The 26,684-nt window shown below is 44.3% G+C and carries 18 protein-coding genes; 14 read left to right on the forward strand and 4 right to left on the reverse strand.

Annotated features, from left to right (window positions below; genetic code table 11):
• The first annotated feature begins 62 nt into the window (after positions 1-62).
• From A2W93_07505 to A2W93_07515, 3 genes are all read left to right on the forward strand, one after another.
• Entirely contained in the window at positions 63-2,102 is a 2,040-nt protein-coding gene (locus A2W93_07505) for a methionine--tRNA ligase (GenBank protein OFY52764.1), read from the forward strand.
• 400 nt (positions 2,103-2,502) lie between these two features.
• Entirely contained in the window at positions 2,503-4,482 is a 1,980-nt protein-coding gene (locus tag A2W93_07510; protein ID OFY52765.1) for a glutamyl-tRNA(Gln) amidotransferase subunit E, read from the forward strand.
• Positions 4,482-5,867, forward strand: coding sequence for a glutamyl-tRNA(Gln) amidotransferase subunit D (locus A2W93_07515; GenBank protein OFY52766.1), 1,386 nt, complete (start codon positions 4,482-4,484; stop codon positions 5,865-5,867). Before A2W93_07510 ends, A2W93_07515 begins: the two co-directional genes overlap by 1 nt.
• A 49-nt stretch (positions 5,868-5,916) precedes the next feature.
• Here the strand turns inward: A2W93_07515 and A2W93_07520 are convergent, their stop codons facing one another.
• The gene (locus tag A2W93_07520; protein ID OFY52767.1) at positions 5,917-6,213 is read right to left on the reverse strand and encodes a hypothetical protein; all 297 of its coding nucleotides are present in this window, start codon (positions 6,211-6,213) and stop codon (positions 5,917-5,919) included.
• 135 nt (positions 6,214-6,348) lie between these two features.
• Between A2W93_07520 and A2W93_07525 the strand changes: the two genes are divergently transcribed.
• The 6 genes from A2W93_07525 (at position 6,349) to A2W93_07550 (ending at position 11,532) form a co-directional block, all read left to right on the forward strand.
• Complete coding sequence (locus A2W93_07525; GenBank protein ID OFY52768.1) at positions 6,349-7,107, forward strand: hypothetical protein; 759 nt, start codon at positions 6,349-6,351, stop codon at positions 7,105-7,107.
• A 194-nt stretch (positions 7,108-7,301) separates the two neighbouring features.
• Positions 7,302-8,156 carry a hypothetical protein gene (locus tag A2W93_07530; GenBank protein OFY52769.1) on the forward strand — a complete coding sequence of 285 codons (855 nt, stop codon included), beginning with the start codon at positions 7,302-7,304 and terminating at the stop codon, positions 8,154-8,156.
• 123 nt (positions 8,157-8,279) lie between these two features.
• Positions 8,280-9,038, forward strand: a complete 759-nt coding sequence (locus tag A2W93_07535; protein ID OFY52770.1) for a hypothetical protein — start codon at positions 8,280-8,282, stop codon at positions 9,036-9,038.
• Between the two features lie 493 nt (positions 9,039-9,531).
• A complete protein-coding gene (locus A2W93_07540; protein OFY52771.1) occupies positions 9,532-9,975 on the forward strand; it encodes a hypothetical protein in 444 nt (147 codons plus the stop codon).
• Positions 9,976-10,036: 61 nt separating this feature from the next.
• Positions 10,037-10,474 carry a hypothetical protein gene (locus A2W93_07545; GenBank protein OFY52772.1) on the forward strand — a complete coding sequence of 146 codons (438 nt, stop codon included), beginning with the start codon at positions 10,037-10,039 and terminating at the stop codon, positions 10,472-10,474.
• 410 nt (positions 10,475-10,884) lie between these two features.
• Positions 10,885-11,532, forward strand: a complete 648-nt coding sequence (locus tag A2W93_07550) for an isoprenoid biosynthesis protein ElbB (GenBank protein ID OFY52773.1) — start codon at positions 10,885-10,887, stop codon at positions 11,530-11,532.
• On the opposite strand, the gene A2W93_07555 is transcribed toward A2W93_07550, so the two are convergent.
• Complete coding sequence (locus tag A2W93_07555) at positions 11,507-12,685, reverse strand: hypothetical protein (GenBank protein ID OFY52774.1); 1,179 nt, start codon at positions 12,683-12,685, stop codon at positions 11,507-11,509. The two genes, A2W93_07550 and A2W93_07555, sit on opposite strands and share 26 nt — an antisense overlap.
• 48 nt (positions 12,686-12,733) lie before the next feature.
• On the opposite strand from A2W93_07555, the gene A2W93_07560 reads away from it, so the two are divergent.
• Genes A2W93_07560 through A2W93_07575 form a run of 4 tightly spaced genes read left to right on the forward strand, consistent with a single transcriptional unit; the run spans position 12,734 to position 17,286 of the window.
• Positions 12,734-14,191 carry a hypothetical protein gene (locus tag A2W93_07560; protein OFY52775.1) on the forward strand — a complete coding sequence of 486 codons (1,458 nt, stop codon included), beginning with the start codon at positions 12,734-12,736 and terminating at the stop codon, positions 14,189-14,191.
• The gene (locus A2W93_07565) at positions 14,176-14,715 is read left to right on the forward strand and encodes a hypothetical protein (protein ID OFY52776.1); all 540 of its coding nucleotides are present in this window, start codon (positions 14,176-14,178) and stop codon (positions 14,713-14,715) included. The genes A2W93_07560 and A2W93_07565 overlap by 16 nt, the downstream gene beginning before the upstream one ends.
• Before the next feature lie 53 nt (positions 14,716-14,768).
• Positions 14,769-15,800 carry a hypothetical protein gene (locus A2W93_07570; GenBank protein OFY52777.1) on the forward strand — a complete coding sequence of 344 codons (1,032 nt, stop codon included), beginning with the start codon at positions 14,769-14,771 and terminating at the stop codon, positions 15,798-15,800.
• 10 nt (positions 15,801-15,810) lie between these two features.
• Entirely contained in the window at positions 15,811-17,286 is a 1,476-nt protein-coding gene (locus tag A2W93_07575) for a hypothetical protein (GenBank protein OFY52778.1), read from the forward strand.
• 233 nt (positions 17,287-17,519) lie between these two features.
• Here A2W93_07575 and A2W93_07580 read toward each other — a convergent pair whose 3' ends face one another.
• Positions 17,520-18,458, reverse strand: a complete 939-nt coding sequence (locus A2W93_07580) for a UDP-3-O-(3-hydroxymyristoyl)glucosamine N-acyltransferase (protein OFY52779.1) — start codon at positions 18,456-18,458, stop codon at positions 17,520-17,522.
• 17 nt (positions 18,459-18,475) lie between these two features.
• A complete protein-coding gene (locus tag A2W93_07585) occupies positions 18,476-19,042 on the reverse strand; it encodes an elongation factor P (protein ID OFY52780.1) in 567 nt (188 codons plus the stop codon).
• A 482-nt stretch (positions 19,043-19,524) separates the two neighbouring features.
• On the opposite strand from A2W93_07585, the gene A2W93_07590 reads away from it, so the two are divergent.
• Positions 19,525-26,553, forward strand: a complete 7,029-nt coding sequence (locus tag A2W93_07590) for a hypothetical protein (protein ID OFY52781.1) — start codon at positions 19,525-19,527, stop codon at positions 26,551-26,553.
• Positions 26,554-26,684: the final 131 nt, after the last annotated feature.

The following is a 26,684-nucleotide window of genomic DNA, read 5'->3' on the forward strand; positions in this document are numbered from 1 at the left end:
TTTAACCAATTCTGTCATCCTGAGCGAAGTCGAAGGATTGACAGCCCTTTCCTTTTTGACCCATGAAAGACTACAAACGATACACTGTTACAACTGCACTGCCCTACGCCAACGGACCGATACACATCGGACACATGGCCGGCGTTTATGTTCCCGCTGATATTTATGTGCGCTTTCTGCGCAAAACCGGACGCGATGTTCTTTTCATCGGCGGCAGCGACGAGCACGGCGTTCCCATCACCATCAAAGCGCGTCAGAAGGGCATTACACCGCAACAAGTCGTAGATGAGTATCATGGAATAATAAAAAAATCATTTGAAGATTTCGGAATGACTTTCGATATTTATTCGCGCACCAGTCTGCCCATTCATCACGAAACTGCTTCCGCCTTTTTCACAAAGCTGCATTCAGAGGGCAAGTTGACGCAAATGGAATCGGAGCAATATTTCGATGAAGAAGCTCAACAATTTCTGGCTGACCGCTATATCACAGGCACCTGCCCGCATTGCGGCAATGAACGCGCCTATGGCGACCAATGCGAAAAGTGCGGAACGTCGCTCAACGCCACAGATCTGATTGATCCAAAATCGACATTGTCGGGAAGCGCTCCTGTGAAACGCAAAACTTCTCATTGGTTTCTGCCGCTCGATCAGTACGAAAACTGGCTCCGCGAGTGGATTCTCGACGGACACAAAGAATGGAAGACCAACGTGTATGGCCAGTGCAAAAGCTGGATCGATCAGGGCTTGCAGCCACGCGCCGTTACGCGCGACCTCGACTGGGGAGTGAAAGTTCCGCTTGCCGATGCCGCAGGTAAAGTTCTGTACGTTTGGTTTGATGCGCCTATTGGATATATTTCTGCTGCGCGCGACTGGGCACAGCAGACCGGAAAAAGCTGGGAAGAATATTGGAAAAGCGACGATTCGCGATTGATTCATTTCATCGGAAAAGACAATATTGTTTTCCACTGCATCATATTTCCGGCTATGCTGAAAGCCGAAGGCAGCTACATTCTGCCCGAAAATGTTCCAGCCAATGAGTTTCTGAATCTCGAAGGAGAAAAGATCAGCACCTCGCGCAACTGGGCTGTCTGGTTGCATGAATATCTCGAAGATTTTCCCGGAAAGCAGGATGTGTTGCGCTATGTGTTGACTGCCAATGCGCCGGAAACCAAGGATAACGATTTCACGTGGAAAGATTTTCAGGCACGCAACAACAACGAACTTGCCTCTATTTTCGGCAACTTTGTGAACCGTGCTATGGTGCTTACTCATAAATATTTTGAAGGTAAAGTACCTGCTTCAACACAAGGCGCAGAGCTCGATGACATCCTGAAGGAAATCGGCGTTCTGAAAGAAAAAATCACCGGAAGTCTCGAACATTTTCGATTCCGCGAAGCGTTGGGATTTTTCATGGACATTGCCCGGATTGGCAATAAATATCTCACCGACAAAGAGCCATGGAAAGTATTTAAAGAAAACCCGGAAGCCGTGAAAGGCATTCTGAACAACGTGTTGCAGATCTCTGCAAACATGGCCATCCTTTCTGAAATATTCCTGCCGTTCACGGCGACAAAGTTGAAATCGATGTTGAACATGAACGAAGCTTCTTGGGATGATATCGGCAAAGCGTTGTTGAATGAAGGATTGCAATTGAACCAACCGGAATTACTTTTTGAAAAAATTGATGATGCCGATATACAGAAACAGCTGGATAAGCTCGAGGCATCGAAGATTGCGAATAAAGCTTCAAATGTCAGCTACGAGCAGGTGAAGCCGGATATTTCGTTCGACGACTTTTCAAAAATAGATTTACGCGTTGGAAAAATTCTTGAAGCTGAAAAAGTTGCCAAGACAAAAAAACTCATGAAGCTGAGTGTTGACATGGGTTTTGAAACACGCACCATTGTATCGGGTGTTGCTGAATATTTTACACCAGAGCAGATGATCGGAAAGAAAGTCGTTGTGGTAGCCAATCTCGGCAAGCGCGACATCAAAGGCGTGGAGTCGAACGGAATGATTCTCTTTGCCGAAAATTCCGATGGCACGCTGATGATGGTGAATCCGAGTGATGAAGCCATGTGCGGTGGAATGGTTAAGTGAACATCGAACACTGAACAAGGAACAAGAAAGGCAGAAGGAACACCGAACACTGAACAAGGAACAAGGAAGGCAGGAGGAAGAAGGAAATACAAAAATCTGAACATCAATCTTTGTTCAGAGTCCAAAACACAGTCTATGGTTTTCACTTCGAATTTCACACTTCCTTGTTCAGTGTTTATAAGACGTTCTTTTGCATTTACTTCGAAATTTCATCCTTCCTTGTTCAGTGTTCGATGTTCTACAGGGGATTTCACTTCAAATTTCTCATTTCCTTGTTCGGTGTTCATTGTTCATAGGGGGTTTTTAACCAATGTTTGAAAAAAAGCCGTGTTTTTTATCGGTTTGTTTCTGATTTATTTTACTTTTGACAAATAATTCAGAATAAAACAGTATCAATCACATGAGAACTGATTTCGACGCTCGTGCCAATTACGAGAACAGCAAAAAGGAAGTCGGGTATGTACCTCGTCGCGAGGCCACACAAGCCACTTACGACTCCATCGGCTTTATGTCGGGCCTTGAAGTGCATCAGCAATTGCTGACGGAAAAGAAACTTTTCTGCAACTGCCCTGCCGGCAAATTCAATCACAGCGATGTTTACGATGCAGAAGTCATTCGTCATATGCGCCCTACACTGAGTGAGCTTGGCGAGTATGACGGAACCGCGCTGATGGAATTCAAAACCCGCAAGGAAATAGTTTACCGCGTTAAAAACGAAACTACCTGCACGTATGAAGTGGACGACACACCGCCGTTCCCCATCAATCGTCAGGCGCTGGATATTGCAATCAGAATCTCACTTTTATCGAAACTGAACATTGTAGGCGAAGTGCATATTACCCGCAAGCAGTATCTCGACGGCAGCATCCCGACAGGGTTTCAGCGCACCGCCATCATTGGTGTTGAGGGCGAACTTGCGATGAAAGATAAAAAAATTCGACTGATTCAACTCAGCATCGAAGAAGACAGCTGCCGCGAAATCAGCGATATTGGCCACACCCGCGTTTATAAAACCGATCGTCTTGGAATGCCGCTGATCGAAACAGTGACTTATCCGGACATGAAAAATCCGGACGAAGTAAAAGAAGTCTGTGATTATATTCGTTTTCTGAATCGTAGTACAGGACTTGTCCGCACAGGCATCGGCGCCGGCCGCGAAGACGTGAATGTAAGCTGCAAAGGCGGAACCCGCATCGAAATCAAAGGCGTGGCTCACACCAAATGGATTCCTGAACTCACACATGTCGAGTGCTTCCGCCAATGGGCATTGCTGAAGGTGCGTGAAAAACTGCAGAAGAAAATCGGCACTGCTGCCAATTGGAAAATGCGTCATGAATTTCTCGATTACGACATGTTCGAAATCACATTCGAACCGCTGAAAATCGCACGTGATGCGGGCCACAAAATTGTCGCGGTTAATCTTCCGGGCTTCCGTGGCATTCTGAGCCATTTCACCCAGCCGACCAAAATGTTCGCCAATGAAATTTCGGATCGTCTGAAAGTGATTGCCTGTCTCGAAAAACCGAATATGCTGCATACGGAGCAATTCGACAATATAATTACAGCTGTTGATCTGGAAATCATCGCCCCTATGCTCGATGCACGCGACGACGATGCACAGATTATTTTCTGGGGACCTGAAGCCGACATCAAAACAGCTCTCGAAGTCATCGAGGAGCGTTGCCGTATGGCTTTTGAAGGCATTCCCAACGAAACACGCAAGAGCTTCGAAGACGGCTCAACCATTTTCGAACGCGTGCTGCCAGGTGCCGACCGTATGTATCCAGACACCGACAGCGCTCCGATTCCGCTCACCGACAAGCAGATCGAAGATCTCCGCAAAGACCTACCGACTGAAGTGAGTGAACGCTACACCCAATTGAAAAAATGGGGCGTTGCCGAAAGTACGTATTACTACCTCTTCACAAATAATCTGTATCCGGCCATAGAAGCCATCAGCAAGAATACCGACACCGATCCGAAATGGGTTGGCAATTTCATCGGTCACCGCCTGAAATGGGTGGAAGGACATTTTGAAAAAGGCGCCGGTTTCAGCATCAACAATATTGAAAGCATGATTCAATATCTGAAGAAAAATCACATGGATCTGCGTTATGCATACAACATGCTGCCCGTGGTTTATCAGTATCCGAAAATGGATTTTGATTCTGTGCTGATCAGTTTGAAATTCAAAGCGCTGAAATCCGATGAAATAACCGAAAAGATCAGTTTCCTGAATGAAAAGTTTGGAACGGTTTGTCACACCGACACACCCGAAAACCGCACCAACTGGATCATGGGAGAGCTGCAGCGCATAGCCCGCGGCAACATGAGTCTGACCGAATTACACACAATCGTTAAACAGAAAATTTCAAAATAATGAGCGAAGATTTTTTCCAGGGATATAAGGGCCATGCGCTCGAACTGCTGAAGAAATATCAGGTCCGTGTTTGGGGTCAGGCCGAAGTGGAAACCACCCGCGGCAATTTTCAGGGCACCGTGCTGCCACGTTCCGAAAACGACGATGACAAACACATTGTGTTGAAAATCATCACCGGCTATAACGTTGGTGTTGACACCACCACCATTCTGAACATGAAGGAGACCGGCTACAAAAAAGCCAATTATAAAATTCCTGAAAAGCAATTTCCGGTTACTCCCGGTTTACCGAAGGTAAAACTGCTCGGAACCGGCGGTACCATTGCTTCACGTCTCGACTACCGCACCGGAGCTGTGATTCCGGCGTTCACTCCGGGAGAATTATATGGCGCTGTTCCCGAACTGGCCGATATCTGCAACCTCACCACCGATAAGCTCTTTGCGGTTTTCAGCGAAAACATGGGACCGGAGCAGTATAAAAAACTGGCCATTGCCATTGGCGAAGAAATTGAAAAAGGAATTGATGGTATTGTGATCGGTCACGGAACCGACACACTCTCACATACCGCAGCTGCATTAACTTTTATGGTGCAGAATTCACCAGTACCCATCGTACTCGTAGGCTCACAGCGCTCTTCGGACCGACCAAGTTCCGATGCCGCACTCAATCTGATGCATTCAATGACCGCTGCTGGTCATGGCGATATTGCCGAAGTAATGGTGTGTATGTTCGGACCAACATCGGACGAATATGGATTCCTCCACCGTGGTACGCGCGTTCGCAAAATGCACTCGTCGTATCGCTCTACATTCCGCACCCTGAGCGATGTTCCGCTTGCCACCATTACACGCAAAGGCGTTGTTCCGATCAAACAGAATTACAATCCGCGTCGCAAAGACCGCAAAGTCAATATCTATCCGTATTTCGAAGAGAAGGTTGCCATCGTCTATTATTATCCGAACATGATGCCCGACATTATCGACAGTCTGGTTGACAATGGCTACCGCGGAATCATCATTGCCGGAACCGGATTGGGACACATCAACAAACCGCTGTATCCCGCCATTGAACGCGCGCACGCAAAGGGCGTACATATGTTCATGGCCGTTCAAACGATGTATGGATATTGCCATATGTTTGTGTATGACACCGGTCGCGACCTGATGGCAAAAGGCATTGTTCCTGCCGGCAACATGTTGCCCGAAACTGCTTACATCAAACTGGGCTGGGTACTTGGTCAGACCGACGATCCCGAAGAAGTGAAGCGACTGATGCTGACACCCATCAACGATGAAATCACCGAGCGAGAGCCATACAACGGGTATCTTGTTTTGCAGGGCGGCGTGAAAGAGGTGGACGATTTTGTGAAAGCATTCCACAAGTAATAGTTATTGGTTAATAGTGAATGGTTATTGGTGAGTGGTCCGTTGTGAGTTATGCTTCGCAAAGGTGGAAATGCGCGACTGCGATTGACAAAATAATTGAGTGGTGCACATCGATACAAAAAAACTTTTGACTAATTGTTTTTTTGAAAATCAACAAAAGAATTAAAATTGATTCCCGGTCGTTTATGATATTTAGCTTCAATGACACAGCCGGGATCACATTCAACTCAACAGACTTTTCTTTTGTTGGTTTTCGCTGTCTCCTTCCTTGCACGCTGCCCCCTTCCTTGTCCGCTGCGAAGCTGGTGGAGATACGTTTGAAGACAGCTGTTTTCCAGGTCGTCATTTCAAACACTCAGGATGACAGCTGGCGCGGATACTTCGCTAGCCACTCAAGGAAAAGTGCTACAGGAGCGAATTCCGATAGCTATCGGAACAGGATGATAGCGGCTTTAAGTTCTACCCACTATACTCGTAAGCTTTGGAAACAGAATTAGTCATCATTTGTGTCGTATCTTTTTTCGCTGGCTTCATCGATTCGATTGCCGGTGGTGGCGGGCTGATACAAACGCCGGCGATTTTGTTTTTATTTCCTCAGTATCCGATTGCCACATTGCTGGGAACCACCAAAATTCCATCCTTTTCCGGTACAGCGTTGGCGACGTATCAGTTTTCGAAAAAAGCAACCATCAATCCTAAACTTTTTTTGTTTCTTGTTCCCGCCGCATTTGCCGGATCGGCTCTGGGAGCGTGGTGCATCACCATCATTGAAGACGATTTCATCAAACCGGTCATTCTTGCATTATTGGTGATTGCTGCCATTTATACTTTTCTGAAAAAAGATCTCGGATCGGTAAAAACCAAAGACGTTGAATTGAAAAAACAAATTGTGGCAGGTGTTCTTTTCGGCTTCATCATTGGGTTCTACGATGGAATGATTGGTCCCGGCACCGGATCGTTTTTTATTTTGTGTTTCATTTTCTTTATGGGATTCGATTTCATTGCAGCGAGTGCCAATGCAAAAATGTTGAATCTGGCCACCAATCTGAGCGCCATAGGCCTGTTTGCTGCCACCAACAATATCATTTACCGCTTAGCCATTCCCATGGCCATCTGCAATATGGGCGGTGCATACCTGGGCTCGAAGCTGGCCCTGCTGAAAGGCAATCGTTTTATCCGCATTTTCTTTCTGCTGGTGGTTACGGCAACCATTGTGCGGTTTGCGTTTGAGGTGTTTTGAAAATGATTTTCAGTAATTATACAAGCTAAATCATCTACAGGAAACATTATTGACTTTTCAACCGGTTTCTGAAATTATTCTTAATTTTGAAAAACAAAAAAGTTGCATTTGTAACTTGATTTCAGCTTTTAATGAAAACTCAAAAACATATAATCTAATTTATTCACCTGGCAAAAAGCACGGAGGTTTTTAAAATGAGTGTAGAAATAATAGATGGTTTTAAGTTTTTAATTGGGACAAAAAATTCCAAAAAATTGATAATTGAGTCCGAAAGGCTTGAAAAATGCATTGAATATATTGAAAGTGGAAAAATATCACACATTTCCATAAACTCATTCATGGGTTATAAGCTGCCGGATATTTCGTTTATAAACAGAATTAAGGACAAAATTGAAGGGCTTCATATTCCTGAAACCAAATACGATATTCAAGAAATAAACTCTTTGCACAATTTAAAAAAGTTAGGATTTGCTGACAACGGAAAGAATATTATTGATTTGAGCAATTTTCCGGAATTAACAAGTTTAGCCTGCGATTATTCTAAAAGACTCATTCATTTGGAATCCTGCGCAAAACTGATGCATTTATCATTAACAGGTTATAAACCGTCATGTCGCAGTCTAATTGAATTGCCGGAACTACCAAATATAGAGGGCATCTCTTTGTATAAATCAAATATTGCAACACTCAACGGTATCGAAAAATTTCAACGCCTATCAGAACTGGAACTTTATGGTCTTTCCAAACTTGAAAAAATTGAGAGTCTGATCAGTCTTAAAGAGAGCCTGACTCAAATAGAAATCGAAAACTGTAAAAAAATATCTGATTACTATTTTCTCGGTGAGTTGAAAAAGCTGCAGACATTAAGAATATCTGATTCCGGGCAAATAGAAAATCTTTCCTTTATCCGAAAAATGACAAATCTTAAATTTCTGAGTTTTGTTGGCACCAATATTCTGGATGGGGATATCAGTCATTGCCTGCATTTGGATTATGTCGGCTTTGATAATAAGCGTCATTACTCTCATAAAATGAAAATGTTAAAGTAAAAATAACATGAAAAAACTCATAATATTATTTTTCTTGAATGCGCTTTGCTATGCTATCAGCGCCCAAACCAACGACTTCGAATACAGCTATAATTACAACGGCTACCATTGTACGATTTGCGTTTGAGGTGTTTTGAAAAAAGTATTATTTTTGACAAACACGAAATTCATATGAAAGTTTTTCTGATTGGAATTGTAAGCTTTTTATCACTTTTCTGCAGTGCCCAAAATGACATTTATGAATGGGGCGAAGGGCTGACAAGCTACAAAGGTCGGTTTGATACTGCGAAGTATTCGTATGGGCAACTCGATAGCATTCATCGTTACTTGTTCAATTGGCCCAGCGATATTTCGGGCACATGCAGCATTTGGAAAATTGAGCAGATGGATTCTGTTTCAACAGAAAAAATCGATGCGTTTTATACTGACCGAATGAATTTATACGACAACATTTCAGTACCCAGCACTGAATTCTGGGACAGTCTTATTATTTACCGAAAAAAAGAACTTTCAGACATCTATATTGCCAGCAGGGAATACCTCATCGGATTTGTAAATCCATCCTCTTTATTAAACCTGGACTATCTTGATTGCCGGAAATATTCAATCGCAATGAATGGCGGTGAGGAAGAATTGCTTGCCGGGTGGGATGATCTGATTGATGAAATGAAAAAGAAAAACGGCTATCCGGAACAATTAGAAGCTAGATATCAGAAAAAACTAGAGTCTCCATTCAAATTAAAATACGCACGACTTGAACTAATGAAATATGGCTGGTGGAATTGTCGGAATCAGTATATCTACTACCACGAAGACTATTATCGTATTGAAGAAGAATTTGAAAAATTGTTTATCAGTGTTGAACGCTTCGATGAAGAATAAAGGCATTTTCTTTTTTTGAGGTGCTGAAATTAATTGATGTAACGTAAAGCTTTTGCTGCGCACCCAACATTTTGGCGCGGAGTTTATCCCGCTGTCTCCTTCGATACTTCGCAAGCTATTTCGCAAAAAGCGCTACAGGAGAGAATTCCGATGGCTATCGGAACAGGATGACAGTGGCGGGGCTAAAATGTCGATGAACACCCATGTTTGAATATAAAAGCCTATTGCTTTTTCGGTATTAGAATTCGAATTAACTCGTGCTAATGTGTGTTTAATAATTTCATTGGCACCTCAAAAAAAGATATGGCCAGAATAAACCGATATAAGTTGTCTGAATTTCTTGTTTTTTTGAACAACATATAGCGTGAAATCATATATACTTTTCTATATGTGTTTTTCTTTGTTTTATCGATGGTATGTTAAAGCATTTACGGTTTTTAACACATATTAAAAATATTTCATACATTTGCTTAACTCAAAAAAAGAAATCAACATGAAATCAATGTCTAAAATCACAGTTCTTTTAATCATGGTCGCTTTTGTAGCGGTATCATGCGGAAAATACGAAGAAGGTCCAAAAATCAGTCTTGCATCGAAAAACGCCCGATTGATAAACACCTGGAAAATTGACGAAGTGTTTAAAAACGGTGCGGCCCAAACGGTGACTGCAGATGAAAAAGATGATTATTATGAAGTGAAAAAAGATGGTGTTTTGAGCGTAACCTTTGTTTCAAGCGGTTACACAATGACTTATGCCGGAACATGGGAATTCACTGCCGATAATGCCAATCTGCGCCTTGCTTACACCGGTTCTTTGCTTGGAATTCCTTTCTCTTCGGACGAAGAATACAGCATTCTGAGACTGACCTCCGACGAGCTCTGGCTCGAGCAGGTAGAAGGCAGCAACACCTATGAGTATCATTACATTTCGAAATAAAATATTCCGGGGGGATCCTGGAAAAGATAAATAAAAACCAAAAACAACTTTTATGAAATCAATGACGAAAATTCTGATGGCTATTGTAGCCCTTTCATTTGTGGTGACTTCTTGTGGTAAATACGAAGAAGGTCCAAAAATCAGTCTTGCTTCAAAAGAAGGACGCGTTATCAATGTGTGGTCACTCGATGCCCAATTTGAAAATGGTGTTGAACAAACACTGACTGCTGAAGACAAAGACGATTATATCGAATTTATGAAAGACGGTAAAGCGGTAATTTCATGGGTTTACAGTGGAACCACTACCGACATCGATGCTACCTGGGAACTGTCAGACGACAACGAAGAACTGATCATGTACATGACCTATGAAATGCTCGGCACAACCTATACCGACACCACCGAAAGCACCATTCTCCGACTGAAATCAAACGAAATGTGGCTCGAGGAGGTTGATGGAAGTTATACAACCGAATATCATTACATCACAAAAGAATAGCAAGCAATAAGCTTGAAAATAAAAACCTGCCCCAAAGGCGGGTTTTTTTGTTTTATGGTTTTGCTGATTTTTTGTGCCGTATTTATTGAATTTGCTTAAACATCAAATAAGTCTTTCAAAAGCTCACAGAGGATGTCTCAGAAAATCTCTTCTTCAAAAACAATATTCCATCGTCCGAATGCGACGTAGGAGCGAGAGGATATGGAATCGTTGTTTTTGAAGCTTTTACGACGATTCCATATCCGCCAGCCGGCGGACGATGGAATATCGTAACGATTTATAATTTTGAGACATCCTCCAGATGTCCGTGATTCTTCTGGCAAAACATCGTAATATTCAAGTGACAAATTAATATTTACCACGCGAAAATTTGCAGAAATTTTGTTTTTATTAAATTCGCAACAAAAAGCATGAAGAAAATCGCCATAGTTTTATCGGGATGCGGAGTGTTCGACGGAACCGAAATACACGAAGCCACCATGAGTATGCTGGCTGTCGACCAGCAGGGAGCGCAATATGAGCTGTTTGCGCCGGATATTAATCAGGCCCACGTGATCAATCATCTCACCGGAAAACCTGGCGAAGAAATTCGCAATGTGCTTGTTGAATCGGCCCGCATTGCACGAGGAAAAATCAGAAACCTGAAAGATTTCAACCCGGCAGAATTCGACGCACTGCTTTTTCCGGGCGGATCTGGCGCAGTCAGGAATCTGAGTGATTATGCATTCAAAGGAGTAGAAATGAGCGTGAATTCAGATGTTGAGAAAGCAATAAAATCGATGCATGCTGCTGGCAAACCCATCGGGGCTTTATGTATTGCACCAGTGTTGCTTGCAAAAGTGATTGGCGGATGCAACGTGACCATAGGCAACGACAAAGATACCGCTTCACATATTGAAAAAATGAGCGCCCACCACAGCAGCACCAACGCCACTGGAATTGTGATTGATGAAAAGAACAAACTGGTCACCACACCCTGCTATATGCTTGGCACCCGAATTTCGGAGATTTACGAAGGAACCGGAAAAGTTGTTACGGCGCTGTTGAAAATGATGTAGCCCTAACTTCCTCGAGTGCTTCCTGAATTACGTTCCAGCACTTTTCTGCGCTTTCTGTCCATGAAAAAGCCATGGCTCTTTTCATCCCTTTTTCGCAAAGAGAAATTCGCAGGTTTTCGTCGTCAGTCAGTTTTTTCATTGCATTTGCAATTTCTCCAACATCATGCGGATTGGCAAGCAGAGCCGAACCCCCTGCTACTTCAGGAATGGACGAAACATCGGAGGCAACTACCGGGACACAGGAGGCAAACGCCTCTATCACAGGAACACCAAAACCTTCAAAGACTGACATATAGAGCAGCGCAAATGCCGAGCCCAGGGCTTCCCCAAGTGCCTTATTATCGAGATATCCGGTAAAAACAATGTCTTTTCTATACGGGTTGCTGCTGAGAATATTTCCAAGGTTTTTATTGACAAAGAGTTCCCGCCCACTCACTACAAGCGGATAATCACAATTCGTTTGTTTTCGGAAAAGGGTGTATGCCTCGATTGTTTTTGCCAGATTTTTCCGGGGATGAATGGATCCCAAAACAAAAAAATATGGTTTACCGCTTGTCAACTTAAATCTTGTTTCGGAAATGACCCATGAGTTTAATGGCGCAAAGTGGCTGGCAACGCCATTGTAAACAACATGAATTTTATTCTCCGGCGTTTTGTATTGCTCAATTATGTCATTCCGGCTGAAATCCGAAACCGTAATTACCTTGATGGCCTTGCTAATAAACCGGGACGTTTTTGTATTGTAATACGAACTGTATGTTAGCGGCAGGTCGTAGGGATAATGCACAAAATTCAGATCATGGATTGCTGTAATCGTTGGACAGTGCGCTTTCAGGGAGTTGATATTGTCCGCCGAAATAAAAATATCAGCTTTGATTTTCTTTAGCTTCATTGGCACAGACCACTCATACCAAAAGTAATAAAGTCTTGGGTGCCTGGCCGGAGGAAATAAAAAATGGATTTTCACGTTTTCAGGCAAATCAATACCAAGTCGGGGTTTGCGGTCGAAAAACCAATGGAATTCAGCTTCGGGATGAAGTCGGCTAAGCTCAGTCGCAATGTTCATTTCGAAGCGACCGATGCCCTCCATACGACCCGGAATCCAGTGGCGGGTGTTGATGGCAATAACCGGTTTTCGCTCCGTAAGATTCATTTTGATTAATTTAGCTGCAAATTTGCGCTTTTTTTGTCAATTTCCCTAATGCAGAAAAAATTCATCATAAATCTGTTTTTCCTCATCGGCATCAACCTGCTGGTGAAACCATTCTGGATTTTCGGCATTGACCGGACTGTTCAGAATGCAGTGGGAGCTGCAGATTACGGGCTGTATTTCGCCGTAATGAATTTTTCGTTCCTGTTCGGATTCATGCTCGATTTTGGCCTGACCGGTTTCAATAACCGCAGTGTAGCTCAGCATGAACATATGGCCGGCAAATATACCGGGAGCATTCTTGGAATGAAATCGGCGCTGGCATTGCTTTATGCGCTCATTTCATTTGTTGCTGCATTCCTGATTGGCTACGACACCATCCATTTCAAATTGCTGATCTGGCTCGGAATAAACCAAATTCTTTCGTCATTCATTCTGTTTCTGCGGTCCAATATTTCAGGTATGCAGATGTTCAAAACCGACAGCCTTTTGTCGGTGCTTGACCGCCTGCTCATGATCGTTTTCTTTTCTGTTTTGCTGTGGGGAAATGTTTTTGACGTAAGCATCGACATATTTTATTTTGCAGCATTTCAGACCCTCTCCTACCTCATCACTTTTCTGATTGCATTGTTCATCGTTCTGCGAAAGGTAAAGCTGTCGAAAATCAAGTGGAGCAACAAGTTGAATATTGTTCTATTCAGACAGAGTCTGCCGTTCGCTGTGTTGAATTTTCTGATGCTTTTCTACTACCGGGTCGATTCCGTTATGATTGAGCGACTGCTGCCACAAGGCTCATTACATGCAGGGATCTACGCTTCGGCCTATCGTATTCTTGATGCATTCGGTATGTTTTCTTATTTGTTTTCTGTTATTCTTCTGCCATTTTTCAGCCGATTGATGTCCAAAAAGCAGGATGTAGGGCCATTTCTGCAGCTATCGGCCATTTTGCTTCTGAGCTCGGCCATGATGGTGTCGGCTGTTTCTTTGTTCAATGCCGACCTGATTATGAACTGGCTGTATACCGAACATGTGACTGAATCGGCGCGGGTGCTGCAAATACTCATGTTCACTTTTATTCCGGTTTCGTCGGTCTATATTTTTGGAACATTGCTCACGGCCTGGGGAAGCATGAAAAAGCTGAATATCATCGCGCTTTTGGGCGTGGTCCTGAATATCGGACTCAATCTGATTCTCATCCCGCGCTTTCTTGAAACCGGTGCAGCCTGGTCGGCCCTCATCACACAATCATTGGTAGCCATTTCGCAAATTGTGCTGGCTTTTATTATTGTAAAACCTTCCGGCCTGAGCAGAACCATCACGCTGCTTATCATATTTGCGCTGGTGATATTCCCGACAGCATGGATTACCGGTACTGCGCAAATGCAGGCCGGCATTGCCATTATAATTATTGCAGCTGTGTGGATACTATTTCTGCTGGTTAACACGTTACTGATGTTCCGAAGGAACAAACTCACCATAAGCGACCTTCTTTCATGGAGAAAAAACTAAATCTGGGCTGCGGCCACGACATCCGGCAAGGATGGATTAACCTTGATATTGCGCCCATTGAGGGCGTGGATGTAGTGCACGACATCAATAAACTGCCGTTGCCATTTGATAACGAGAGCATGGATTTTATCCTTTGCCAGGATATTTTTGAGCATATTGAATACATTCCATTGCTTCAGGAGTTGCACCGCATTCTGAAGCCGGGCGGCGTTGTTGAAATCCGGGTTCCGCATTTCAGTTCAAGATTCAATTTCATTGATCCGACCCACAAAAAAATGTTTTCCATTCAGACCTTTGATTTTTTCACACAGCACGCGCCATTCGAAAGATCATACTATTTCCCGTTTCATTTTGAAAAAGCCGTTTACCGAAAAATTGCCTTTTCGAAAAGCTGGGTGTTTTTCATTAATTTTCTGATTGAACCATTGGTGAATTGCGGCCAGCGCATGCGCACATTCTACGAAGCATCATTTCTCTCCAGACTTTTTCCGTGTGCGAACATCATTGTACGTTTAAAGAAATAAACCCAACACAATAAATTCGAAACATTACCTTTGCATTGTCAATTATCAGCCCCATGAAAGAAAGCACCACCCCGAAAGAACTGACATTTGAAAACACAAACTTTCTGTTTTTCCTTTTCAAATGGAGAAAACTGCTCATCATCATTTGTATTGCAGCGGTTGTAATTTCAGCCGGAATATCGCTGTTGATCAAGAACAAATATGTGTCAACAGTTGTAATTTTCCCGACCTCCACCAATGCAGTTTCAAAAGCGCTGATATCAAGTCAGTATGGAGCAAAGGAAGATATCATGGCGTTTGGTGAAGATGAAGACGCAGAGCAGATGCTTCAGATTCTCAATTCAAATGAAATTCGTCAGCGAATTATTCAAAAGTTCGACCTGCTGAAACATTATGACATTGATCCGGAATCAAAATTCAGGAACACCCGTTTGTACGAAACTTACAACGAAAACATTTCCTTCAACAGAACCGAGTATATGGCCGTTGAAATCAAGGTGGTTGATGAGAATCCGCAGATGGCAGCCGACATTGCCAATGAAATTGCAAACCTGTATGATACGGTAAAAAATAATCTGCAGAAGCAACGCTCATACGAAGGTTTTAAAATTGTTGAAGGAGCCTATACCGAATTGGAAAAAGACATTGAAACAAAAGAAGATTCATTGTCAATCCTCCGCAGCAAAGGTGTTCAGGATTACGAATCGCAAGCCGAACGTTTGTATGAAGGTCTTGCGCGTGAGATTGGGAGCGGAAATCAGCGTGCTGTGAATCAGATTCAGGAACGTCTTGACACCCTTGCAAAATACGGCTCTGCCTACGTTTCGCTGCGCGACGGGCTTGAGCACGACAAAAAACAACTCAGTGATTTGAAGGGTAAATACGAAGAAGCAAAGGTAGATGCAGAATCTTCTCTTCCACAAAAATTTGTTGTTGACTACGCATTCAAAGCTGAGAAAAAATCATATCCAGTTCGCTGGCTCATTGTTGTTATTTCGACATTTGCCACATTGCTCACTTCAATCATTCTGATTATTCTGTACGAAAATTTCAGAAAATTCAAACAGCTTACAGCCGTAGAATAATCAGAACTCAATGAACACCGGCCTCGCAAAAAACTTTCTAACTTCGAAAACCGAACGATGGATTCTGGCTCTGTCATTTATTTTCCTATTGACAAATCTGGCAGCCATTGTTTTTAAAGAAAATTATTTTCTTGCACTTCTGCCTGTTTTTCTTGGTCTGGTTTATCTGTATTTTTTTTCCGTCGAAACAATTTTCCTGATCATTGCATTCACATCACCGCTGGCAATCAATCTCAGCGACTGGGATGCGAGACTTGCCGTGAGTCTTCCAACAGAGCCATTACTTGCCGGCCTGCTGTTGATATTTCTTTTGAAATCGCTCTATGAATTTAATAACTGGAAAGCCTTTCTGCGAAATCCAATCACTATTGCCTTCCTGTTTTATTTTGTGTGGCTCGCCTTCAGCAGCCTCACAAGCCAGATGCCAGTGATATCCTGGAAATATTTTGCCTCACATCTCTGGCTCATAGTGCCCATGTATTTTTTTGGAACACGGCTTTTTTTCATCAAAGAAAACACGCAACGCAACTTTATTATCGTTCAGTTTATTGCCCTCACTTTTGTTGCAATATACACCCTTGTGCGGCATGCCGGCTACAATTTCGGCGACGACGAAAGTCATTGGGTGATGCAGCCTTTTTATAAGGACCATGCCATTTACGGCTCTGCCATTGCAATGTTTATTCCGGTTATGTTTTTCATGGCGACAGAAAAGAAATACAATTTCACGCAGAAGTTTTTCATAATGGCTTCTATTGTTGTACTGGTGCTGGCGCTGCTGTTTTCCTACAGCCGTGCTGCGTGGATGGGCTTTGCTATTGCGGCCGGCATTGGCGTTGTTGTGTTGTTCCGGATTAAATTCAAAGTCATTATTGTTGCATTATTAACGTTGCTGCTGGCCGGATTTTTCTTTCAGACACAGATCATGCATCGGCTCGAAAAAAACAAGCAGGACTCATCGGAAGACATTGTAGAAAACATTGAATCGATGAGTAATATATCGACCGATGCGAGCAATCTGGAGCGCATCAATCGCTGGAATTGCGCATTGCGAATGGCCGCCGATCATCCTCTTACAGGCACAGGCCCTGGCACTTATCAGTTTTTGTATGCCCCTTATCAGTTTTCGTACGAAAAAACAATAATCAGCACCAACGCAGGAACCCTTGGAAATGCGCACTCTGAATTTCTTGGAGCGCTGGCTGAGACTGGAATTCCAGGCATGCTGATTATGATTTTTCTGGTGTTTTCAATCTTTTATATTGGCTTTGTTACCTACACAAAACTTCGGGTTATTGATCGAAGCAAAGCCAGATTTATTCTGGGTTTGCTACTGGGTTTGGTCACCTATTTTGTGCATGGTTTTCTGAATAATTTTCTTGATTCCGATAAAATCGCCATTCCGGTCTGGGGCTTTGTTGCTATTATTGTGGCCAATAGACTTGCACTGGAAAACAAGAAAGTCGAAGACCACTCTGCAAACTAAAAGAGGAAGTCTCAAAATAACTACTTCTTCAAAAACAATATTCCATCGTCCGAATGCGACGTAGGAGCGTAAGGATATGGAATCGTTGTTTTTGAAGCAGCTACGACGATTCCATATCCGCCTATCGGCGGACGATGGAATATCGTAACGATTAATAATTTTAAGGCATCCTCATGCCATGTTGCGAGGCATAAAAAAACCCGGTCTTTCCGGGTTTCAATATTTAAAGATTTCTATTTCAATTTTTCAAAGATTTCCGGCAAGCGTTTAATCATGGCCAGTTCTTTCATTTTGTCAACGGCATCGCGAACCGGACTGCCGAAATAGGTTTTTCCACCTTCGATTGATTTGGCAACGCCGGATTGTCCGAGAACAACCGCGCCTTTTCCAATAACAAGGTCTTTCTGAACACCCACCTGACCCCAGAGAATCACGTCGTCTTCGAGTTTCACAACGCCGGCAATTCCTACCTGAGATGAAATCAAACAATTACGGCCGATAATGGTGTCGTGTCCGACCTGAATATGATTGTCGAGTTTCGATCCCCATCCAACGGTAGTGTCACCGGAAACGCCACGATCGACTGTGCAGCAGGAGCCAATTTCAACATTGTCTTCAATTACAACGCGACCACAACCTTCCAGTTTGTCGTAGAAATCCGGTCTGCGTTTAAAATAAAAAGCTTCGCCACCAATCACGGTACCGCTGTTTATAATCACATTGTCGCCAATGACCGTATCTGCATGAATTGTAGCATTGGCCATAATGATGCAATTGCGGCCGATTTTAACATTATGTCCAACAAAAACCAGAGGCTCAATGATGGTGCCTTCACCAATTTCGGCACTTGGGCTAATGGAAGACTGTGAAGGAATAAAGGGTTTGAAGTGCCTGGCAAGCTTCACATAATCGCGGAACGGATCGTCCGAAATAATGAGGGCTTTCCCTGCAGGAGCTTCTACGTCTTTGTTAATAATCACTGTTGTGGCTGCAGATTCCAGCACCTTCGTATAATACTTCGGATGATCAACAAAAGAAAGATCTCCTGGTTCAACGCTGTGAATTTCATTCAATCCTGTGACAATAAAATCGGGAGAGCCCTTCATCTGAACCGTTTTGGCACCGATGATGTCAACCATTTGCTGTAAAGTGTAGTTTTTGGAGAATTTCATGGAACAGTAGTTACTGGTTATTCTTTCACACGTTCGGAATATTCTCCGGTACGGGTATCGACTTTAATTTTATCGCCTGTGTTAACAAAAAGAGGAATTCCAATGCTGGCACCTGTTTCCAAAGTTGCCCGCTTCAGAGAATTCGTTGCCGTATCGCCTTTCACACCAGGCTCGCTGTATGTGATTTCAAGCGCTACAAATGGAGGCAGTTCGCAGCTGAGCGGAGATTCGGTATCGGCATGAAAAACAACTTCGACGGCCTGACCTTCTTTCAAAAACTGGGGAGCATTGATGAGTTCCTCCTCAAGAGAAAACTGCTCATAGGTTTCCTGATGCATGAAAAAATAGGTCTTATCCTCTTTGTACAAATACTGATAAGGCCTGCGTTCGACTCTTTGAATTTCAATCTTGAAGCCCGAAGGGAACGTGTTTGGAATCACACGGCCAGTGGTAAGGCTTTTCAGGCGGGTACGCACAAAAGCTGCACCTTTTCCAGGTTTAACATGCTGAAATTCAATAACAACATACAAGTCGTTGTTGAAAGAAATACAAAGTCCGTTTTTAATATCTGCCGTTGTTGCCATTGATAATTTTTTGCAGCTGCAAAATTACACATTTTGCTCATTGGTCAAACACTCTTTCAGATATTAACCTGATTATTCGACTCCTGCCGTTTTTTTGGAAAAAGAAATATTTATTCAAGCTGCTACTGATTTTATGCAAAACGACATGTTCTGACATATGCTTTTTCGAATATATTTAACGTTTTATCATATATATCTGTGTTTTCATCTAAAATATGTAGAAGACCTTGATTTCTGAACATCAATGTCGTATATTTAAGAAATGTTTTTTTAAAGCCAGAAAGCATGATTTTAAGTTTACTCAACACTTCATTTTTTAACTTTTGGCTACCTGAAATATTTCACATTAGGGGGACTATACTTTTAGCTTCTAATGTTGTCAAAGATTCGTTAGTTTCACGCACCAGAAAGCTTTTTCAAGAAAAGACACCGGAATATGTTTTCGTTTCATCTCACACCTGAAACGCACAAAATATCGAGCCATGAAAAAATTTTACAAGATTATCGGGTTACGGTTTCAGTTTGGACGGCTACCGGCAAGATTGCCGGCATTGCTGTTCATAGTTGCAACTCTTCTTGCAGCTCCGGTATCGACCAGCGCCCAGTCAGGGCTGTGCGATCCGACTGTTCCGTTTTTCACAGTTGATCTAACGGCAAGTCCATCCGGGACATGGATTTCGCCAACTGTTGTACGCACCGACAATTGTTGCGGCACAACAAGTCCGGATCGATGTCTTGAATTTGAAATTACATTGAACACCGGGACCATTGCCATCAATTTCGATATTGCTTCAGGAGCTGTTCCTCCAGGGGCTATGTTTTATCAAATCGACTGCGGCCCTCCGGTACAGGTTGGAACACCCATCTGCTTAACTGGTCCCGGCCCGTACACACTCACCTTCTGTAAGCCGGGAAACAACCCAAACACCTATGCAATTATCGCTCTTCCTGAACCATCGGTTGGTCCTCCTGTTTATGCGAGCAGCACTTGTCCCGCCAGTATCTGGGTTGATGGACTGGTGCCAGGAACAATCACCTGGACCGATATCACCGGAGGAGGTCTGTACAATTCCTACCTCAGCTGCACCGGCTGTGCTTCGCCAATTGTTACTCCTGCCGCCGGACATCCGGCTTATGTCGATTATGTAGCCTGCGGAACCATTGCGGCAGGTGCATGTTCAGGATCTTCTACTTTCTGCGACACTGTGCGTGTGAATATGTTCGATCCAATTGAAGCAACTGTAAACCCAAATCCTGCCTTTTTCTGTCCTTCGGATCCTGGTGTTCAGCTCACAGGTTCACATACAGGCGGTTTCGGAACTGTTGTTTACAACTGGTATAATTCGTCATGGGTTTCAGTTGGAAGCGGCACAGGATATTTTGCAACCGCAGCAGGCACCTATTATCTTGTTGTAACTGATGATATGAGTGCAACATGCCCCGCTGACACTGTACCCGTCGTTGTTTCATTATACGTTCCCCCAATACTTATTTCTCCGAATTATGCCGGAATCTGCGAAGGAACCTCGGTGACATTGACAGCCACCGGAGCCGAAACATACGTCTGGGCACCAACTACCGGCCTTACTCCTTCAACCGGATCGGTTGTTATTGCAGCTCCTGCAGCAACCACTACCTATACTGTTACCGGCACCGACATACACGGATGTACGGGTTCCATGTCGGTTCTGATTGATATTTTTCCACTTCCTGTCATTGAAGCAGGCCCCGACCAGGAAATTTGCCTGGGTGAGTCAGCTCAGCTAAACGGCAGCGGCGCTTTCTCCTATGAGTGGACCCCGGCCGCAACGCTGAATAATCCAAATATTGCCAATCCGATTGCTACTACTGCAGTAACAACCACTTATTATCTTACCGGATATTCTATCGGAGGCAACCTAATATATAATGGTAACTTCGAATTGGGAAACACAGGATTTACAACTGACTATGTTTATGATCCTGATCTTGTCCCCGAAGGAAATTATTATATCACCAACAACCCCAATACCCATCACTCTAATTTCGCACCCTGTGCAGATCACTCAGTTGCCCCGGGAGCACAAATGATGGTTGTTAACGGCGCCCCAAATGCCAATGAGGAAGTCTGGTGTATGAATGTTGCCGTAGTACCGAATACGGATTATGCTTTTTCCACCTGGATTACGAGTGTACATCCCACCAATCCGGCCGTGCTGCAATTTTCTATCAACAGCGTGCTTCTTGGAAGCCCATTCACTGCAACAGCAACCACCTGCGACTGGCAGCAGTTTTATGAAATCTGGAACAGCGGCGCTACAAGCTCTGCTCAGATTTGCATCGTCAATCAGAACGTAATCCGCAATGGAAACGATTTTGCCATTGACGATATTGGCTTTGCTCCGCTTTGCTCCAATGTTGACTCAGTGACAGTAACTGTCAATCCCAATCCTGTTTTAACCGTCACTTCAACGGATCCTGATATTTGTGTTGGTGGAAGCACCACTCTGACTGTTACTTCAGATGTTCCGGGAACAACTTTTGTCTGGAGCAATGGTGCAACAACACCGTCCATTACCGTATCGCCTGTCACTACCACCACATACAGCGTTACAGGAACAGCCCTCGGCTGCACCGGCACCGCCAGTTTTCAGGTTGTTGTCAACCCGCTGCCGATAATAACAGTTGCAGCTTCCGACCCGAATATCTGCGTGGGTGAAAGCTCAACATTAACGGCTACAAGCGATATTCCCGGCAGTTCTTTCCTGTGGAGCACGGGCGCCAATACCGCCTCAATTACCGTTTCACCGATTGCGACCACTATTTATAATGTAACAGTTACCAGTCCTGAGGGATGCGTAACTACAGGAGCCGTAACAGTTACCGTTTTCCCGAATCCGGTGCTTACAGTTACTTCAAGCGACGGTGTTATTTGCTTCGGCGATCCATCGACCCTGACGGTTTCTTCAAATATTCCGGCCACTACATTTGCATGGAGCACCGGAGCAACTACTGCAAATATCACTGTTAATCCAGTAGCTACAACCACCTATTTTGTGACCGGGACTGCTGCCAATGGTTGTACAGGCACTGCAAGCATTCAGATTATTGTCAATCCATTGCCGGTTATTACTGTTGCTGCATCTGATCCCAATATTTGTGTAGGTGAAAGCTCGATACTTACAGCCACCAGTGACATTGCAGGAAGCTCATTCCTCTGGAGCACGGGTGCCGGCACCGCTTCAATCACTGTTTCGCCAGTAGCAACAACAACCTATAATGTCACTGTTACCAGTCCGGAAGGATGTGTAACTACAGGTTCTGTGTTGGTTACTGTATTTCCGAATCCAGTACTTACTGTCAATGCCAGCTCAAACGCAATCTGTTTCGGCGATCCAACCACAATTAATGTGACTTCAAATCTTCCCGGGACCACCTTTGCGTGGAGTTCCGGTGAAGTTACCGCCGCAATCACGGTTAGTCCTGTTGCAACAACTACATACTTTGTAACCGGAACCGCAGCCAACGGCTGTACGGGTACCGCAAGCATTCAGATTATTGTCAACCCGCTGCCGATTATAACTGCTGCAGCTTCCGATGCCAATATCTGTGTTGGCGAAAACTCTGTATTAACGGCTACAAGCGACATTGCCGGAAGCTCATTCCTCTGGAGCAACGGTGCAAACACAGCTTCAATCACTGTTTCACCTGTCGCAACCACCACATACAACGTGACCGTTACAAGTCCCGAAGGATGTGTAACCACTGGTTCTGTTTTAGTAAACGTATTTCCAAATCCTGTTCTGACAGTAAATGCAATGGACGGCATCATTTGTTTCGGCGATCCTTCAACCCTGACGGTTTCTTCGAATCTGCCCGCCACTTCATTTGTCTGGAGTACCGGAGCAACCACCACAAACATTACTGTTAATCCAACAGCAACCACCACCTATTTTGTGACCGGAACGGCAGCCAACGGCTGTACCGGAACGGCAAGCATTCAGGTTATTGTCAATCCGCTACCGGTAATCACAGTTGCCGCATCCGACGCTAATTTATGTGTTGGCGAAAGCTCTGTGTTGACAGCTACCAGCGATATTGCAGGCAGCACCTTCTTGTGGAGCAATGGCGGAAATACAGCTTCAATTACTGTATCACCTGTTGCAACGACCACATACAATGTCACAGTAACAAGCCCTGAAGGATGTATTACAACAGGATCTGTTTTGGTCACTGTTTTCCCGAATCCAGTACTTACTGTAAACGCAAGTTCAGGCACAATCTGTTTAGGAGAGTCTTCAACACTAAGCGTCGCTTCAAATCTTCCAGCCACAACCTTTGAGTGGAATACAGGTCAGACAACAACAAGTATAACTGTTAATCCTACTGCAACAACCACCTATTTTGTGACCGGGACTGCTGCCAATGGCTGTACAGGAACCGCAAGCATTGAGATAATCGTCAACCCGCTGCCGGTTATTACTGTAGCTACATCTGATGCAAACATTTGTGTGGGAGAAAGCTCTGTATTAACGACTACAAGCGACATTGCAGGAAGTTCATTCCTTTGGAGCAACGGTGTAAACACTGCTTCTATCACGGTTTCACCCGTTGCAACAACAACCTATAATGTTACTGTTACCAGCCCTGAAGGATGTGTAACCACGGGTTCTGTTTTAGTTACTGTATTCCCGAATCCGGTACTTGCAATCAGTGCAAGTTCAAGCGCCATCTGTTTCGGTGATCCGACAACAATAAACGTCACTTCCAATCTGCCCGGCACAACGTTCAGCTGGAGTTCAGGTCAAACCACGGCTGCCATTACGGTAAGCCCGGTGAGCACTACAACATACATCGTAACCGGTACAGCTGCCAACGGATGTACAGGTACAACCAGCATTGAGATCATTGTAAATCCGCTGCCGGTAATCACTGTTGCCACCTCTGACGCTAATATTTGTGTGGGTGAAAGCTCTGTATTGACCGCTTCAAGCGACATTGCAGGAAGTTCATATCTCTGGAGCAATGGAGCAAACACCGCTTCAATCACGGTTTCACCCGTTGCAACAACAACCTATAATGTTACAGTTACCAGCCCTGAAGGATGTGTCACTACGGGTTCTGTGTCCGTTAATGTTTTCCCCAACCCGGTATTGACTGTTACTACAACCGCTACAGAAATCTGCAACGGCGCTGCGGCAACAATTACAGTGTCATCATCGGTTGCAGGAACAACCTATGAATGGAATACAGGATCGACAAATACATCCATCAGTGTCGGCCCGAACACAACGACCATCTATTCCGTAACCGGAACTGCAGCAAACGGCTGCACAGGCACTGCAAGCATTCAAATTATTGTGAATCCTCTTCCGATAATCACAATGACTGTTTCCGACAGCATAATTTGTGACGGCGAAAGTGTAACAATGACCGCTGCATCTGATATTGCAGGTTCATCATTCCTCTGGAGCACAGGCGCATTAACACCTCAGATTATTGTGACTCCCAGCCTGACCAACACCTATTACCTGACTGTCACGTCACCACAGGGTTGCGTATCGACCGCCAATGCCACAATCATTGTCAACCCGAATCCGGTGCCGGGCATTGTTGCATCCTCAGGCGCTATTTGCCTTGGAACAACAGCAACGCTGACAACCAACACCAATATTGCAGTGAGCAGTTATCTGTGGAACAATGCAGAAACAAACCCGACCATTTTTGTTTCACCGGCAAGCACCAGCTCATACACTGTAACGGTTACAACTGCAGAAGGCTGTACAGGCACTGCTGACATCACGATTGTTGTCAATCCTCTGCCAAACATAAATGTGACAGCTCCAACGGCAGCCATTTGTCTGGGATCGTCGGTTGATCTTACTGCAAACAGCAATCATCCATCGACAACATATTTATGGAATACAGGGCAGACTACCGGCACCATCAACGTGTCTCCGGCCGCAACAAGCACCTATACAGTAACCGGAACCGACATGAATGGATGTACGGGTGTTGCTGAATATGCGGTCACTGTAAATCCGCTGCCTGATGTTAACATCGTTTCCGCACAGAATGAAATCTGTCAGGGAATGAGTAATCAGCTGACGGCCTCCAGTAACATTGCCAACACCAATTACATTTGGAACACCGGACAAACTACAACGTCCATCATTGTCAGTCCGACGTCCAATACGACTTATGAGGTAACTGGCACCGATGCCAACGGCTGCACCGGAAGCAATCTTATCACCATTCAGGTGAATCCGAATCCACCGGTAGCCATCAACCCGAATACGTTTACCATTTGCCCGGGCGATACAGCAACACTGAACGCATCATCAAGCAGTCTGTTGAGTTTTGTATGGAACACTGGGGCAACGACAAACAGCATTTTAGTCTGGCCGGCATCGACTACCAATTACACTGTTACCGGAACTGACGACAATGGTTGCGTCGGCGCAGCATCAGCTACCATCGTTGTCCGTAACGCACCTATTATTTCAGTGAGCCCATTCAATCCCAATATCTGTCATGGCGGTTCTGTGACAATGATTGCTTCGGGAGCTGTTCTCTATGACTGGACTCCAGCCACAGGTCTCAATACCAATGTCGGCAATATCGTTGTTTCTTCTCCGGATTCAACACAAACATATATTGTTGCCGGTGTTGATCTTTATGGATGTCAGGGCTCAGCCAACATCACCGTTATCGTGCATCCTATTCCAACGGTTGACTTCGTCGCAGATGAAACAGATATTTGTCTGGCCACTGTTGTACACTTCTCTGGAATTGCTTCACCGTCGATACAATCATGGGTGTGGGACTTTGGTGACCCATCTGCAGGTTCAGGCAATTCTTCCGCTGTGCAGAATCCGATGCACGCTTATTTTGAAACAGGAACCTATACAATAGGGCTGAGTGTAACGACCACTGCAGGTTGCAAAAATGCGATTCAGAAGCCAAGCTACATCATTGTACATCCAAATCCCATTGCGAGTTTCGCACGCACACCAGATATCACAACCCTTGAATATCCGACTATTCAGTTCTACGATCAATCGTTGGGCGAATCGTGGCGTCTCTGGGATTTTGATGATCCGGGCAGTGGACTTGACAACAACAGCATTGCCAAGAACCCGACACATACTTACAGTGCAGAAGGCGAATACTGGGCAACATTATTTGTCAAAAACGAATGGGAATGCATGGATTCAGTAAGTAACCGCATTATCATCAACCCGACCTGGGATGAATATATTCCGTCGGCATTCTCACCCAATGATGACGGCAACAATGACATCTTCAGACCGATGGGATTCAACATCGACTTCACTCAGTACAAGATGTACATTTACGATCGTTGGGGTAAAGAAATTTTCGATACCGACAACATTGAAGAAGGCTGGGATGGCAGAGTAAACGACCACGGAGAAACCGTTCAGCAGGACGTTTATGTGTATCTGATCATTCTCACCGACATTACAGGACTTGAACATCAGTTTATCGGACACGTAACCGTTGTCAAATAAACCAGTTCAATTACATGGCTCAAAAAACCCTCCTGTCCCGGAGGGTTTTTTTATGAAGTCGAGTAAGTCACGCGTCGGGAGACGCGCGCCCAATTCGAGTCACGCATCAACGTAAAACGTTGCATGCAGGA

Source organism: Bacteroidetes bacterium GWF2_43_63, assembly GCA_001769275.1.
Taxonomy (GTDB): Bacteria; Bacteroidota; Bacteroidia; order Bacteroidales; family DTU049; genus GWF2-43-63.

Excerpts from the sequence above, each read along its gene's own strand:
- A2W93_07530 (OFY52769.1), top strand. The coding sequence starts at position 7,302 with ATGAGTGTAGAAATAATAGATGGTTTTAAGTTTTTAATTGGGACAAAA.
- A2W93_07520 (OFY52767.1), bottom strand. The coding sequence starts at position 6,213 with ATGACGACCTGGAAAACAGCTGTCTTCAAACGTATCTCCACCAGCTTC.
- A2W93_07575 (OFY52778.1), top strand. The coding sequence starts at position 15,811 with ATGAACACCGGCCTCGCAAAAAACTTTCTAACTTCGAAAACCGAACGA.
- A2W93_07510 (OFY52765.1), top strand. The coding sequence starts at position 2,503 with ATGAGAACTGATTTCGACGCTCGTGCCAATTACGAGAACAGCAAAAAG.
- A2W93_07545 (OFY52772.1), top strand. The coding sequence starts at position 10,037 with ATGACGAAAATTCTGATGGCTATTGTAGCCCTTTCATTTGTGGTGACT.
- A2W93_07550 (OFY52773.1), top strand. The coding sequence starts at position 10,885 with ATGAAGAAAATCGCCATAGTTTTATCGGGATGCGGAGTGTTCGACGGA.
- A2W93_07560 (OFY52775.1), top strand. The coding sequence starts at position 12,734 with ATGCAGAAAAAATTCATCATAAATCTGTTTTTCCTCATCGGCATCAAC.
- A2W93_07565 (OFY52776.1), top strand. The coding sequence starts at position 14,176 with ATGGAGAAAAAACTAAATCTGGGCTGCGGCCACGACATCCGGCAAGGA.
- A2W93_07555 (OFY52774.1), bottom strand. The coding sequence starts at position 12,685 with ATGAATCTTACGGAGCGAAAACCGGTTATTGCCATCAACACCCGCCAC.
- A2W93_07580 (OFY52779.1), bottom strand. The coding sequence starts at position 18,458 with ATGAAATTCTCCAAAAACTACACTTTACAGCAAATGGTTGACATCATC.
- A2W93_07515 (OFY52766.1), top strand. The coding sequence starts at position 4,482 with ATGAGCGAAGATTTTTTCCAGGGATATAAGGGCCATGCGCTCGAACTG.
- A2W93_07570 (OFY52777.1), top strand. The coding sequence starts at position 14,769 with ATGAAAGAAAGCACCACCCCGAAAGAACTGACATTTGAAAACACAAAC.
- A2W93_07590 (OFY52781.1), top strand. The coding sequence starts at position 19,525 with ATGAAAAAATTTTACAAGATTATCGGGTTACGGTTTCAGTTTGGACGG.
- A2W93_07585 (OFY52780.1), bottom strand. The coding sequence starts at position 19,042 with ATGGCAACAACGGCAGATATTAAAAACGGACTTTGTATTTCTTTCAAC.
- A2W93_07540 (OFY52771.1), top strand. The coding sequence starts at position 9,532 with ATGAAATCAATGTCTAAAATCACAGTTCTTTTAATCATGGTCGCTTTT.
- A2W93_07505 (OFY52764.1), top strand. The coding sequence starts at position 63 with ATGAAAGACTACAAACGATACACTGTTACAACTGCACTGCCCTACGCC.